Below are 13862 nucleotides of genomic sequence, written 5' to 3'. Positions count from 1 at the left end.
TCGTTTTTTTGTAGTTAAAAATTCAAACGTTAGTTTAAAACATTCCTTTTAGCCCCTGTTCCTCTGGGGTAAAATGACCGGACACTGATTAAAAACATTAAAATTTCAGGAGTGTCCCCCATGGCAGACTATCAGGCACCTCTCCGTGATATGCGCTTTGTAATGTACGAAGTGTTCAACACCGACAAGCGATGGAGTCAGTGGCCTGCTACCCAGGAAGTGGTTGATCGTGAAACGGCTGATGCTTTCCTGGAAGAAGGTGCCAAACTGGCTGCGAGAACAGTGGCTCCTCTCAACCGGGAAGGTGATGAGGAAGGTTGCCACTGGAGTGAAGAAGGCGTTACCACTCCGAAAGGCTATAAAGAAGCCTATCGGTTGTTTTCAGAAGCTGGTTTGACAGGCATCGCCGGCAATCCCGAGTATGGTGGTATCGGGATGCCAAAAGCACTGAGTGCACAATTTGATGAAATGTTCAGCAGTGCCAGCCTGGCCTTTATCCTCTACCCGAGCCTGACATCCGGTTCTGCGCTGGCGATTGATGCCCACGCCAGCGAAGAGCTTAAGTCCCTTTATCTTCCCAGACTCTATTCCGGCGAATGGACGGGAGCTATGTGCCTGACTGAGTCACACAGTGGAACAGACCTGGGTATAATCAGAACCCGGGCGGAAGATAATGGTGACGGTTCCTACAACATTACCGGCACCAAGATTTTCATTACTGCCGGTGAGCATGATCTGACAGAAAACATCATTTATCTGGTTCTGGCCAAATTGCCCGATGCACCTGCCGGACCCAAAGGTATTTCCATGTTCCTGGTACCCAAGGTAAATGTGAATGAAGATGGGACTCTGGCAGATAGAAACCAGGTTCACTGTGGTTCTCTGGAACACAAAATGGGGATCAAGGGTTCAGCCACCTGTGTCATGAACTTTGATGGCGCCAAAGGTTACCTGGTGGGAGATCTTAACAAGGGTCTTAACGCTATGTTCACCATGATGAACTATGAGCGACTCTTTGTGGGTATTCAGGGACTGGGCACCAGTGAAATGTCTTATCAGTCAGCCCTCGAATATGCTCTGGACAGAGTTCAGGGCCGGGCAGCTACCGGTCCGCAACAGCCCGAAAAGGCTGCCGATCCGATCATTGTGCATGGCGATGTTCGAAGAATGCTGCTTAACATGAAAGCTCTGAACGAGGGTGGGCGAGCTTTTTCAACCTATGTCGCGAATCTGCTGGATACAGCCAAGTTCAGCCCGGATGAAACAGAAAGAAACCAGGCTTCAGATCAGGTGGGCCTGTTGACCCCCGTTGTGAAAGCGTTCCTGACCGATATGGGCCTTGAAAGCTGTGTTTCCGGTCAGCAGGTATTTGGTGGTCATGGTTACATCCGTGAGTGGGGCCAGGAGCAACTGGTCAGGGATGTTCGTATTGCCCAGATTTATGAAGGTACCAATGGCATTCAGGCACTGGATCTGCTGGGTCGCAAGATCGCTATGAATGGTGGTGCCTCATTCAAACAATTTGCCGCTAATATCAGGAGCTTTATTGCTGAGGGACAAAGCGATGAGTTCACTGCTCCTCTGGAAACAGCTCTGGTCAAACTTGAGACCCTGACAGATGATCTGCTGAGTCAGGCTGCCAATGATCCGAATGTGATTAACTCCAGCTGTAATGATTATCTGCATGCATTCTCGTACGTTGCTTACGCCTGGATGTGGGCGATGATGGCAAGAGAAGCTCAAGTCAAGTTGTCAGCAGGCACTCAGGAAGATGATTTTTATCGGGCAAAGATTATTACTGCCCGATACTTTTACCAGCGTTTATTGCCCAGAATGGAAGGTTTACTTGTTTCTGCGGCTTCTGGAACAGAAGCGCTTTATGAATTGTCGGCTGAGCAATTTTGATAGCGAATAATTCCCTTATTTAACCAATAAATAAAGCCTTTCTTCACTCGGGTGTTGAAAGGCTTTTTCATATTAATTCAAGTTTGTAAATCAATTGAAAGACCCATAACGCTATTCTTTATTTCAGCTGATTTTGCATTCTTGGGTAATTGTCTATGATTAAAGTACTGGGCCATTAATCTACATGGAATGTAGATGCAGGGACGCAAAATAATGAGCAGGATGCTCACACGGAGTCAGCCCGGAATTCATTAACCTCGCATTGCGAGGTTTTTTTCTTTGTGCGCCGAATATGGCGCGTAGCGCCAACTGGCAGTCGATTCCGGAAAAATTGACTATGGCTCAGAGTGATTTAAGTGCCTCAGTGGTTTTAATCAAAGCCTCTTCGAGTTCAGGGATTAAGTGAATGGCATCGGATAGCTTATTATCTTTACCCATTTTTTCGATTTCCAGTGCAATACCAGCCAACAAGGATGCACCAAAGTTATTACTACTGGATTTTAAGGTGTGAGCCGCTCGAATCATAATCTGTAAGTCTGCTTCTTTTGAAGCATTTTGAATGTCTTTCAACAGTGATGGGGCGTCTTCAAGATAGCTTTCAACAAGGGTGTCAAATTCCTCTTCCATGATGTCTTTCAGGGTATTCAGGGTGGCCATATCCAGAATCGGGTCTTGATCTTCTGTTTCAAGGCTGTCTTCTGGCTCAAGGCTATCTTCTCGCTCAAGGCTGTCTTCTGTTTCTATCTTTTTGGAAACAGGTTTAATATCTGATTCGAAATCATTGTCATCAAGATCATTAATCAGCCATTGGCTCAGTTTCTCTTTGAGGGTATCGGTCTTAATGGGCTTGCTCAGATAATCGTCCATGCCGGATGCCAGACATTTCTCTCTGTCTCCCTGCATAGCATTGGCCGTCATGGCAATAATGGGAGTGCGTGGCAGGTTATGAAGACTTTCTCGCTTTCTTATCAGACCGGTGGCTTCATAGCCGCTCATTTCCGGCATCTGGCAGTCCATGAGTATCAGATCATATGCCTGATTATGGCTCATACTGACTGCTTCATTGCCATCTGCTGCAATGTCAGTTTGATTTAATCCAATTTTTTTAAGCATACTGACAGCGACTTTCTGGTTAACCTGGTTGTCCTCAACCAGAAGAATTCGGATGTGATGACTGAAGGCATTATCCTCGACAGTCACTTCTGTGTAGTCTTCCGGAGCATGACTGATATTTTCAGGCTCGAGTGTCTGAGAGTCAGATACATTCAGATCCAGAACAAATGAGAACGTGGAGCCCAGGTTCAAGGCACTGGATACTTCGACGTCACTGCCCATCAGCTCCAATAACTGTCTGGATATAGTGAGCCCCAGACCTGTTCCACCAAACTTGCGGGTGGTGCTTCCGTCAGCCTGGGTAAAGGCTGAGAACAGATTGGTCAGTACATCGGGTGCGATACCAATACCGGTGTCTTTTACTGAAAATTCCACTTTGACCCGGTTTTCCCTGGCTTCCAACATATTCAGTCGGACAATCACCTCACCTTCTTCAGTAAACTTGACAGCATTACCCACAAGATTGGTGAGTACCTGTCTCAGTCGTACCGGATCTCCCTGCAAAATAGCAGGTAGATCTACATCGGTATAACAGCTTAAATCCAGACCTTTTTCTCTGGCTTCTCCTGCCAGAAGGGCACAGATATCCTCAGCGATCTCTGCAGGGTTCATGTTAATGGATTCAATATCCATCTTTCCTGCTTCAATTTTGGAAAAGTCGAGGATGTTGTTAATGATCAGCAGCAACACATCTGCGGAGTTATAGGCAGTCTCCAGAAAGTCCTGCTGTGCTGGATTAAGGTGTGTATCTTTTAACAACTCCAGCATACCCAGAACGCCATTCATAGGCGTGCGGATTTCATGACTCATATTGGCGAGAAAAGCGCTTTTAGCCTTGGCTGCTTCAAGGGCTGCTTCCTTGGCTTCATGCAGTTCAGAAATATTATCTTTAAGTTCACGGTTGGCACTGTGTAACTCTCTGGTTCTTTCGGCAACAGAAGCTTCGAGATTTTCGCGATGTTGTTGCAGTCTCTTGTCCCGTTCTTTTATCTGCATCAGCATTTCGTTGAAGCAGTCGTACAGCTGACCAATCTCATCGTTATCAAATTTTTGAACCTGATGATCATACTGCTCGTTTTTGGTCATCTGGGAGATGGTGTTGGCTAGCTCAGTAATGGGTTTAGCCAGTAATCTCTGCAGTTTTGAGGCAAGCATCGAGGTCAGAATGATAGAGATCAGGGCGGCTAACAAGGCTAAAAAAAGATTTTCAGTCAGTTCTATATACAGAGGTGACAGATCACCCTGAATGTAGATAGCGCCAATCAATTGTTGATCGAGAACAATGGGGCGGTACAAGTGCAGACGGGTACTGGTGAAAAGAGTAACCGGACGTTCAGGCTCTTTTATTGAGAAGGCCCAGGGACTTTGATTGGAACGATGATAGGCAGCAATCTCTTCACCGTCAGCACTTAAAAGAAAAGCAGATTGAACATGGGGAGCGCTGCCAAAACCGGTTAACAGTTTTTTGGCAGAGTTTTCATCCCCAAAAAGCAGAGCGGCATGAGCATTGGAACCTACAACTTCTGCCAGGGTTTCCATATGTTCAACCAGAGAGGCCCGAGACTTCATAAGATCGCTGATACTTTGAATGGACAAAGTTACCAGAAGTACCGCATACGCCGTGATGAGCATGGCATAACGCAATTTTCGCTTGATAGGCAGATTTCTGAACGTCACCATGATTGATTGCTTGACTGAAAAAGGTTTTCATCCCGAATGGGATGAAAACGAGTGACTAATGTTTTTCGTGTGGCTTTTTTACTCAATGACTTTGGCCAGACTTTTTAGTTGAGAGCTGATCTTCAGACCTGACTTATCCACAGAGGATTTGTTGATGGTGAAGTTGATCTTCTTCCCCTTCCGAGCCAAACCAATTAATCCACCCTGCTCGGCAAATGAACGACCGTCACTGATGGTTAGAATAGGCTTGCCATTAAGACTACGGGTCATTTTTGAAGAGGAAGCCTGGTCAATGCTGTGGATATACAGAATATCGCACAGCTTATCCACAGGCGCATTCAAATCTTTTCGGGTGACAGAAAGGCGTCTGCCCATACTGTTTTTACGGTTAATTTTTACCAACTCACTATTAATCGAACCTTCTCCAATAATACAGAGAGTGAGGCTTTGTTTTTTCTTTGGCCAGCTTACGAATTTGGTGATTTTATAAACAATGGCTGTTTTGACCTTGTCTTCCGGTGTGCCAGCTTTTACTGCACTGGTAAAGAACATCCCCGACAAACTGGCCGTTATCAGCAGTAGTCTTATGTTTGATTTGATCATGTTGATTGGCATCGGCATGAAGTAATCCTCCTTCATCCGATTAAAATTGCCAGCGAATCTGGGCGTACCATGATTCCTGGGTTTCTGTTGGTGCCATACCACTTAGTGGTTCGTAGAACTCCCGGTGGTGATTCCTGAAGAGATTCTGTCCCACAATTGAGAACTCAAGACCATCCCCAAACTTTTTCGCGACTCGCATATCCAGCGATGTGTTGGCGCCGATATTGGCATTCTTCAAGTTGTCCATGTAGCGGACCCAGAAATCAAAATACCACTGATTAGGCAGGTTCATCGTGGATCGAATGTTTGCTGTGTGGGAGGCGCTCAGATCTTCGACAATTACTTCATTGACTCTCAGGATGCTGGTTCTTTCCTTATTTGGCCATGCATCGACCTGGAGCCAGCTGTAATTAAACTGAAGTTTCCACCAGTCTTTTGCCTGCCAGTCCGCTACAACTTCCATTCCGTAGGTTCTTACATCAAGTCCATTGATGAGAGTGGCCGGGATTTCGAAGAAGCCGAGGGAAGGATCAGTGTTGGAGCACAGGTTTTGCAGTGAAAGGAGTGGAAAGGTAGAGCTACCGTTGGGGCACTGATTAATATCAACATAGGCAATGATATCTTCGTACTGATTGTAAAACGCAGTAATATCGAGACGAAAGCTATTACTAAATTGTTCACGGTAACCTACTTCCAGAGCGGTCAGTTTTTCTGACTTCAGGTCTGGATTACCTTTGATCGGAATCACGTATTTAACAGGACTGGTATCATCAATCGTAATACCGTCAGTCTGTAATGCGGTCTCACTGATGGAGGGGGTTTTTACCGCCTGAGACAGAGCCGTCCAGAAAGTCCTGTTTTCAGTGGGCTTCCAGGTTAACCGAGCGTTAGGCTGAACCTCATAGCCTGTGAAACTGTTGTGCTCGAAACGTGAGCTGAGGGTGAAGGTCCACTGGTCATTGAGCGTGATGTCATCCTGGATAAAGGCACTGAATAACTCTGTTTTTTTCGAGTCTTTGCCTTCAAGCAGAAACATATAGGGGGTGTTTTCTACCTCGTACCAGGTGGTTCTGTAGCCGAGTCCCCAGACCAGATCGTGCTTACCCCAGAACTGATAGTAGTGCTGAAACTCAAAATCAACCGTGTCACGTTTTTCAGCAATCCGGTAATCAAAGTTCTGGTAGTTATCGTAGATCGCTCTGAAGGAGAAATCATGAGTTTCACTCAGAGTTCTTTTCCAATAAGCGCCCAGATTTCCACCACGTTGATCCCGACTGAGCCCCTCAACAATAAATCCGTTAGTCAGTTGAGGGAAGAGTGCCTGAGATTGGTCTAACAGGCGCAAGGGAGGTCGGGTGGTTCCCTCGTAAAGGTCTCCCTGAACTGTCATCTCTGAGTCAGAGGTTGTTTTCCACTCTGATTTGAAACCGGCTCTGCGCATATTCCAGTCATCAGAGGTATCTTTACCTTCAGCATCAACCTGACCATCTCGTTCGAAGGCTTTCGCATAAACACGGTAGAAACCGGTTTCCCCAAACTCGCCACCATGACGATAGGCTCCGAAGGTCTTTTCCTGAGTGCCTGCGCCGGCTGAAATCAGGTTCCCCTGGGTGTCTGCTGCTTTCTTGGTAATGACGTTAATGACACCGTTGACGGCATTGGCTCCCCAGAGAGCTGCACCGGGTCCCCGGATAACCTCGATCCGGTCGATGTCTTCCATCATAGTGTCCTGAACATCCCAGTTCACTCCAGAAAACAGCGGCGAGTAAACGGTTCTGCCATCAATCAGAACCAGCAGTTTGTTGGCGAAGATGTAGTTAAATCCGCGGGTACTGATTGACCAGGTATTGGCGTTCAGTTTTGCCACCTGCATGCCCGGCACCATTCTCAGGGCTTCTGGAATGGAAGTGACGCCGCTGCGACGAAGGTCTTCATTGGTGATGACATAGATAGCGGCAGCGGAATCCATCAGACGCTGCTTTTTTCGGGATACCGACGTGACATCTGGAATCTCCATGGAAATCAGCTCTTCAAGGCTGAGTTCAAAAAGATCCTCGTCTTCCTGTGATTCGGCGATAGCCTGACTGCCTGCGAAAATACATGAGGCCAGCAGTGTGGGTAGAAATTTAGTGTTCAAGGTTCCGCTCCGTGGATTTAAATCCCAACACTGCTGAAGTTGAAGATTCAAAAAAAAGGTCTTCTTTAAACCCTAGCTGACCTGTAGAAATTTGAATTGGAAAAGCCGGATTCTACACATTGGGCAGACAAAGGTGCTTTCTAAGGGATAAAGGGTACAGGCCCGACAGGGCCTGCAATTGGCCATTTATTCGTCTCTGGCATCCAGTACAGCAGCACCGGCATTCAGGATACCTGCGCCACAACGACGGGTATTACAGGTGCCACCAGAAAAAGGACGAGCATTGAGTTTAATGATTTCTTCCACTCTGGCCGGTGTGATACTGGGGTTGACTGAGTAGATGAGCGCTGCGACTCCGGCAACATGGGGGGTGGCCATGCTGGTACCCTGATAATACTCGTAATTATCCCGGGTAGCCGATGTGGCACCCGCATTGGCTGTAGAAAGGATACCGTTTCCGTAATAGCGAGTCTCTCCACCAGGTGCTGAAATATCCACATGACTGCCAAAGTTTGAATACCAGCTGCGGTTGCCGCTGCGATTAATAGCACCCACTGTAATCACATTTTGACAGTTGGCTGGCGTGACATAAGCGGCGTTGGTGTTTTCATTACCCGCTGCGACAACGACGGTCACCCCGGCATTGACCACTTCATTGATGGCATTTTGATAACTGCGGGGGCAGCCGTAGGAATAACCACCCAGACTCATATTAAGGACTTTTACCGGGTTGTTATTACGAGTCATGCCGTAAACATCCAGTCCGGCTGCCCAGCGCATGGCATCAATAATATCTGAGGTGTAACCGCCGCATCGGCCCAGGGCGCGCAGAGGCATGATTTTGGCATTCCAGGCAACACCCGCCACGCCAGTGCTGTTGTTTGATTCTGCCGCAATGGTGCCGGAGACGTGGGTTCCATGCCAGCTGCTCTCGGTGGGAGACGATGGCACCGGTTCTCCATTGGCATAGCCACAGGCTCCGGCTGAAGTGACAGCATCGCCTGAATCAGTGGCATTAGTGTCACGGCCGCCACCGTCATTGGCCATCCACGCCTGTGATATGAAATCATGGCCTGACACTACATTGCCATCCAGGTCCTTGTGATAGACGATGCCAGTATCTATAACGCCCACAACAACATTCGCACCTGTTGTCGTATTCCAGGCGGCGGGCAGATTAATGCCTGCTGTGGATTCAAAATAATGCCATTGCTCGTTGTAGCGTGAATCATTGGGCACGCGCATGATTTGCATAATGTAGTCTGGTTCAGCGAAGGCAATCTGAGGATCGTCTTCCAGACCCTCTGCCAGTGCCTGGACCTCATTAATGTTCAGGCTGCTGCCAATCTCAAGAATGTCTTTCTGCTTACCCGCAGCAACACCAAAGGAGCCATAACTGACTCCCTGCTTGATGAATGCCATGGCATTGCCTTCGGTGGGTTTGGGGTGATATTTAACAATGATTCGGTCGGTAACCTGACGGGGAGCTGTCGCGTTTTCTATTTCCTGGCTCGAGGCCATCAGGGGAGTGAATCCGAGAAAAGTCAGTATTAAAGCAATCCTTGCTTTCATGGCGAGATATCCTTACCTCTGGTTATTATTGGCGTGGTTCAAATCAGTATGGTTGAAGATAAACAGCACGACACAGTATCTTCAAAAGAAGTGTCAGCCGCTCTGTAGTTATCTTCATTAATTTCTACTGAGCTTGGAGAGGCCGTTGATAAAGTGGCTGAAGGTTCGCCGACTATTTTTGTAGCTCCATAGATATTCGATTTAGAGATATAAATTCTCCAATAAATGGCAAAAATTACTATATAATTTAACTGAACGGTGCCAGCAGAAAAGCAGCCTTTATCTGGGATTGCAGAAGTTCTCTCAGAGAAGTCTATCGAGTTCTTTTTATCAGTATCTACTCTTTCGACTGGGATGGCTGAATCGGTGCCAGCGATTTCGCTCAACTTTCTTCCTGGTGTTGTATCAACAATGGAAGCATGAGCGGAAGCTTTTCAGGCAATATCCGGATACGGAGTCATTGTCCGCAGGGAGGCGAGGATGATCCGCACTGCTTATTATGAAAATGCCACTGTTTCTAATCCTGAAGCTATTTTTATAGCCTGGTGTGAACGGCATTTTTTGCTCATGGCTGTATTAGCCCTGATGTTACTGTTCAGTTGCAATGCCATTGCTGACAAGAACATTTATACCGGCTGGTTCAGTAATAAAGCCGTCAGTGGTTACGATACGGTAGCTTACTTTACGGAAGCAAAAGCCGTTAAGGGCAACGCCCGGTTCAAATACAAGTACATGGGGGTAGAGTGGTACTTTTCCTCAGAAAAACACCTGAAGATTTTCAAGAAATCGCCCGATAAATATCGGCCTCAATACGGCGGTTACTGTGCCTGGGCTGTCGCTGAGAAAAAGCAAAGAGCACCGGGTGATCCGAATTATTGGAAAATTGTGGATAATAAGTTGTATTTGAATTATGACGCAGACATTCAGGGAAAGTGGCTGAAGGATATACCGGGCTTTATCAAGCTGGGTGATACGAACTGGCCAACAATGATGGCTCATTAATCCAGGCAGCGCATGATTCAACAGCGAGGTCCTGGTATCTCGCTCATTTCTCAAATGTATATCGTCACAGTGTCTTCACATTCTGTTCACTGAATTGTCATCTGCCCTACGGGTGTTGTGAATCAGTCATTGCTTTGGTGGATTCTTCAGTGCGGGCTCGATGCTGTCTGGTGGAGGTAGCTACACCAAAATTGACGGGCAGGCTGACCCCCTCCTGCGTCAGTATCAGGGCGATCAAGGCGAGATGATGGGTGGTATGATTCTGCAGAAAGAGCAGCTCTCTTATAATGCTGCTGCTGGTTTCAATGGGACTTCCCGAGTTCGTGACAGCCACTACTGACACGGTTTCGGGATAATGTGACATATCCTGGCTACCGAGCAGGATGTGGAGATTTTTCAGGTAGTCCATGGCCTGTTCTATTGACTCTTCCAGCAATTGATTCCGGGGACGATTGTCATAATCAATAGCACCGTAATCGAGCCCTTTGAAAAAGCAATGATAGAACTCAATAATGTGCCTGACATGGGTACCTACTGAACTCGACGATAGAGATGTGCTCTTTTTATATTGCTCTACGGAGAGATGGAGGAGCACTGACTCCAGCTCAGAGAGCGTGTTGATATTAAACTGGCGGGCATCGGTCAGTGTCATGATGATTCCAGATTATTTTTATCGCAGATTTGGTTAGTCTGTCATAGTGTCAGGTTCTTTGTATAGGTTCTAAACATGAGTCATGTCAACACAATGTGTTCGTCTTGAATGAAACATTGGCGAAGCCATAGTTTCTGGTTAGAATGCCTACCTTGATAAAAACTACAGCCTTTTCGACTACCTTCCAGATAATTGTGCGTTGCCGTCAGTCAGTGGCCGGCCTTGCGACTGGTAGCCGCTGAAAAGAATCAAATTGTTAAGTGACCAGAGGAGTTTTCGATGAGCAGCATTCCATCCGAACTGCGTTATGTACGTTCCCACGAGTGGATCCGAATCGAAGAAGACGGTACTGCCACTGTCGGTATTACCGATCACGCCCAGGAAGCTCTGGGTGATGTTGTGTTCGTTGAGCTGCCAGAAGTGGGGTCTATTCTGGCTGCTGAAGATGAAGCGGGTGTGGTTGAGTCCGTAAAAGCCGCTTCTGACCTCTATGCACCCATCTCTGGTGAAGTTATTGCCATTAACGAAGCGCTGGAAGAGGCACCTGAAACAGTGAACGGCGCACCCTACGATGAAGGTTGGTTCTTCAAGGTCAAGATCACCGACGAAGGTCAGCTGAGCGAACTTTTGGACGCTGAAGCCTACTCAGAATTCGTAGAGTCCGAAGCCTGATACAGGGCCGGGTTTGACGTTTCAAAATGAATGATGATCAGCTGCTGCGCTACAGCCGACAAATACTTTTGCCTCAGATCGATATTGAGGGGCAGGAGCGCCTGCTCAACGCCCATATAGTGATTGTTGGTATTGGCGGGTTGGGCTGTCCGGCAGCCATGTATCTTGCAGCAGCCGGAATCGGAAGACTGACTCTTATTGACCCGGATGTGGTGGATGCCACCAACCTGCAAAGACAAATTGCCTTCTCTACCGATGATATCGGACAATTTAAAGTGCATGCAGCGGCGGCAAGAATCAGCGCCATGAACCCGGGTGTTGAACTAGACCTCATTCCCAAAAAGCTTACAGAGCAGGAATTACTGAGTCTGCTGGAGAACAGCGATCTGATTCTTGATGCTACTGATAACTTTGACAGCCGATTCATGGTGAATCGTTGCAGCGTTCGTTTGGGAGTGCCACTGGTCACGGGTGCAGCTATTCGCCTTAATGGCCAGTTAACGGTATTTGATCGCTGGCAGGAAAATGCACCTTGTTATCGTTGCCTTTACCCAGAAAAAGTAGCTGAAGAACTCAGCTGTTCGGAATCAGGCATTCTGGGACCTGTAGTGGGAACGATCGGTACCATGCAGGCACTGGAGGCGGTCAAGCTTCTAACAGGAGCGGGTAAGACATTGAATGGCAGACTGTTGATGTTTGATGCTGCCAGTATGGAATGGCAAAGCCTTCAGCTGATTGCTGATCCGGATTGTCCGGTGTGTGGTCAGGGAGAGAAGAAGGGCTGAGAGTTTCAGCCCTGATAGTTTTTCACTTCACTGAGCAGACGTTTTTTGTGCTCATTGTCCAGTTCATTCCAGTGGGCCCCGATTAAAGCACCTTCCATTGCATAAAGCAGTACTTTTGATACTTTAAAGCCTCTGTCTCTGACTTTGCAGTAGGCTGCCACGGCGCCTACTTCATGAAGCTGTTCAAGAGTTCGAATACCCACAGCGTTAAGCCACTGCACTGAAGTTTTACCAAGATTTTTTAATTCGATCAGGTCAGTTGCCATACCGGTTTTCCAAATCGTCCCAAGCGTCCATGGAGGGTGTGCTTGATATTTTTCTGAAAGTCAGAGGGAAATTTCTTTTAATGAGTTTAATGATAGACGAGTCTTTGAGGCTGCTCAGAAAACGGCAGCCGAAGAGGGAAAAATAGATCAATTCAATTGAATCGACAGGTCAGTGAGCAGTTCTTCACGCCAATGCTTACAGGTTGTATTGAGTACTATAGTGTGCTCTTTTTCCTGATCCGAGAGCGGTTCCTCCCACTGACGCTGCTGTTTGATCAGACCCAAGGTCGCCTCGGAAGCGTCGGTGTTGTTGAATTGACGTTTAATAATTCGGCGTTTAAGAACATCGTCGGGTGCCATACATTTGACAATAAAATAAGGGTATTGAAGTTCGATGGCAGGCTGGCAACATAACGCCCTTTCCTGAAATTTGAGAGAAGCGCCATCAATAACAACAGAAATACCCTGATTCAACAGAGAGCGAGCGGCTTCCTGAATGGTCAAATAAGTTTTTTGGGTGGCGTCCTGTGTATAAATACTCAGCCCGGCTTCATGGCTCGATGCTTCAGGCTTGAGACCAAATAATCTTTTCCGCTCGATATCTGTTCTCAGCATGATGCAGTTGGCGTGTTTCACCAGTTCCCGACCTGCTGATGTTTTTCCGGAACCCGATAGTCCCTGCATAATGGCAAGAAATGGTTTTTTAGTCTGGCAATAGCTTTCAGCCAAATTGGCATACAGGCGATATTCAGCAAGCGCTTGTGATGTCAGTTGATCGTTAAGATCATCATACGATCGGAGCAAGACGATCCTGGCTTGAACCAGCGCTTGGTAGACCCTGTAAAAACTTAATAAACCCAGGCCCCGAAAGTCCCCGCTGATATCCATATATTTATTAACGACAAAAAAAGTTAACTCAGAGAGCCCTCTGGCATCCATATTCACACAGAGGAAGCCAAGATCAGCCATGGAGTCGGTGCCGCCCTCCCGTTCTCGAATCAGGGGCCGCAATGCTTGATAGCGGTCCGAGGACCACTTTTCCACTCTGGCAAGCTGCGCAATATCTTCTTCCTGATCCAGCAAAGGTCTTATCTGATCGAAGTTTTGAGCTACCGGAAACCAGACGTGCTCTTCAGAGCCAGGGTGCTGATGGGTAGTAATGACTTCAATTTCCTGATGAAAATAAGCCAGTTGCACGGCCATATCCAGCAAAGGTTCGAGAGTTAATTGTCCCGATAAGCTGAGGGCGTCCAGCCAGTTCTCCTTTAGAAATGGGGGCATCGCTATAACATTCGATAGATTGGGAATGGTCACTGAGTATAGACAGAGGGCTTGACTAAAGCCTCAATAAAGGAAAATTAAACGCAGGGGTTGTGGTAAACATCATAACTGGAAGCAATACTTTTTTCTGATTGCGCCGTGGGAAAGTAATCCGAGATAAAAACACGGCAAACCATAGAGCTATTGCGGAAAGC

General features: G+C 47.2%; 12 protein-coding genes. 4 read left to right on the top strand and 8 right to left on the bottom strand.

Going from position 1 to position 13862, the window contains the following annotated elements; translation table 11 throughout:
• Nucleotides 1–120: 120 nt before the first annotated feature.
• Nucleotides 121–1905: an acyl-CoA dehydrogenase C-terminal domain-containing protein gene (locus ACOJUO_RS04665; protein ID WP_422139079.1), complete on the top strand. Its 1785-nt coding sequence runs from the start codon at nt 121–123 to the stop codon at nt 1903–1905.
• A 342-nt stretch (nt 1906–2247) separates the two neighbouring features.
• On the opposite strand, the gene ACOJUO_RS04660 is transcribed toward ACOJUO_RS04665, so the two are convergent.
• From ACOJUO_RS04660 to ACOJUO_RS04640, 5 genes are all read right to left on the bottom strand, one after another.
• Nucleotides 2248–4698 (bottom strand): ATP-binding protein, encoded by a 2451-nt coding sequence (locus ACOJUO_RS04660; protein WP_422139078.1) that lies wholly within the window; start codon nt 4696–4698, stop codon nt 2248–2250.
• Nucleotides 4699–4776: 78 nt separating this feature from the next.
• A complete protein-coding gene (locus tag ACOJUO_RS04655) occupies nt 4777–5319 on the bottom strand; it encodes a YfiR family protein (protein WP_422139077.1) in 543 nt (180 codons plus the stop codon).
• A gap of 22 nt (nt 5320–5341) precedes the next feature.
• On the bottom strand, nt 5342–7438 hold the full coding sequence (locus ACOJUO_RS04650; protein WP_422139076.1) for a TonB-dependent receptor plug domain-containing protein: 2097 nt from the start codon (nt 7436–7438) through the stop codon (nt 5342–5344).
• A 186-nt stretch (nt 7439–7624) separates the two neighbouring features.
• A complete protein-coding gene (locus tag ACOJUO_RS04645) occupies nt 7625–9010 on the bottom strand; it encodes a S8 family peptidase (protein WP_422135569.1) in 1386 nt (461 codons plus the stop codon).
• Nucleotides 9011–9048: 38 nt separating this feature from the next.
• Nucleotides 9049–9396 carry a hypothetical protein gene (locus tag ACOJUO_RS04640; protein ID WP_422135568.1) on the bottom strand — a complete coding sequence of 116 codons (348 nt, stop codon included), beginning with the start codon at nt 9394–9396 and terminating at the stop codon, nt 9049–9051.
• Nucleotides 9397–9490: 94 nt separating this feature from the next.
• On the opposite strand from ACOJUO_RS04640, the gene ACOJUO_RS04635 reads away from it, so the two are divergent.
• Nucleotides 9491–10012 (top strand): YHS domain-containing (seleno)protein, encoded by a 522-nt coding sequence (locus ACOJUO_RS04635; protein WP_422139075.1) that lies wholly within the window; start codon nt 9491–9493, stop codon nt 10010–10012.
• A gap of 106 nt (nt 10013–10118) precedes the next feature.
• Here the strand turns inward: ACOJUO_RS04635 and ACOJUO_RS04630 are convergent, their stop codons facing one another.
• Nucleotides 10119–10664, bottom strand: a complete 546-nt coding sequence (locus ACOJUO_RS04630) for a DinB family protein (protein ID WP_422135566.1) — start codon at nt 10662–10664, stop codon at nt 10119–10121.
• A 279-nt stretch (nt 10665–10943) separates the two neighbouring features.
• Between ACOJUO_RS04630 and gcvH the strand changes: the two genes are divergently transcribed.
• The gene (gene gcvH / locus ACOJUO_RS04625; protein WP_422135565.1) at nt 10944–11336 is read left to right on the top strand and encodes a glycine cleavage system protein GcvH; all 393 of its coding nucleotides are present in this window, start codon (nt 10944–10946) and stop codon (nt 11334–11336) included.
• Between the two features lie 26 nt (nt 11337–11362).
• Entirely contained in the window at nt 11363–12121 is a 759-nt protein-coding gene (locus tag ACOJUO_RS04620) for a HesA/MoeB/ThiF family protein (protein WP_422139074.1), read from the top strand.
• A 5-nt stretch (nt 12122–12126) separates the two neighbouring features.
• Here ACOJUO_RS04620 and ACOJUO_RS04615 read toward each other — a convergent pair whose 3' ends face one another.
• Entirely contained in the window at nt 12127–12387 is a 261-nt protein-coding gene (locus ACOJUO_RS04615) for a TfoX/Sxy family protein (RefSeq protein ID WP_422135563.1), read from the bottom strand.
• 147 nt (nt 12388–12534) lie between these two features.
• Nucleotides 12535–13668: an AAA family ATPase gene (locus ACOJUO_RS04610; RefSeq protein WP_422139073.1), complete on the bottom strand. Its 1134-nt coding sequence runs from the start codon at nt 13666–13668 to the stop codon at nt 12535–12537.
• Nucleotides 13669–13862 lie beyond the last annotated feature (194 nt).

Source organism: Endozoicomonas sp. ALC020 (assembly GCF_049275935.1).
In the GTDB taxonomy this organism is placed as follows: domain Bacteria; phylum Pseudomonadota; class Gammaproteobacteria; order Pseudomonadales; family Endozoicomonadaceae; genus Endozoicomonas_A.
This window is presented reverse-complemented; position numbering and strand designations above follow the sequence as displayed.

Excerpts from the sequence above, each read along its gene's own strand:
- ACOJUO_RS04665 (WP_422139079.1), top strand. The coding sequence starts at position 121 with ATGGCAGACTATCAGGCACCTCTCCGTGATATGCGCTTTGTAATGTAC.
- ACOJUO_RS04660 (WP_422139078.1), bottom strand. The coding sequence starts at position 4,698 with ATGGTGACGTTCAGAAATCTGCCTATCAAGCGAAAATTGCGTTATGCC.
- ACOJUO_RS04655 (WP_422139077.1), bottom strand. The coding sequence starts at position 5,319 with ATGCCGATGCCAATCAACATGATCAAATCAAACATAAGACTACTGCTG.
- ACOJUO_RS04645 (WP_422135569.1), bottom strand. The coding sequence starts at position 9,010 with ATGAAAGCAAGGATTGCTTTAATACTGACTTTTCTCGGATTCACTCCC.
- ACOJUO_RS04635 (WP_422139075.1), top strand. The coding sequence starts at position 9,491 with ATGATCCGCACTGCTTATTATGAAAATGCCACTGTTTCTAATCCTGAA.
- ACOJUO_RS04630 (WP_422135566.1), bottom strand. The coding sequence starts at position 10,664 with ATGACACTGACCGATGCCCGCCAGTTTAATATCAACACGCTCTCTGAG.
- gcvH (WP_422135565.1), top strand. The coding sequence starts at position 10,944 with ATGAGCAGCATTCCATCCGAACTGCGTTATGTACGTTCCCACGAGTGG.
- ACOJUO_RS04620 (WP_422139074.1), top strand. The coding sequence starts at position 11,363 with ATGAATGATGATCAGCTGCTGCGCTACAGCCGACAAATACTTTTGCCT.
- ACOJUO_RS04615 (WP_422135563.1), bottom strand. The coding sequence starts at position 12,387 with ATGGCAACTGACCTGATCGAATTAAAAAATCTTGGTAAAACTTCAGTG.
- ACOJUO_RS04610 (WP_422139073.1), bottom strand. The coding sequence starts at position 13,668 with ATGCCCCCATTTCTAAAGGAGAACTGGCTGGACGCCCTCAGCTTATCG.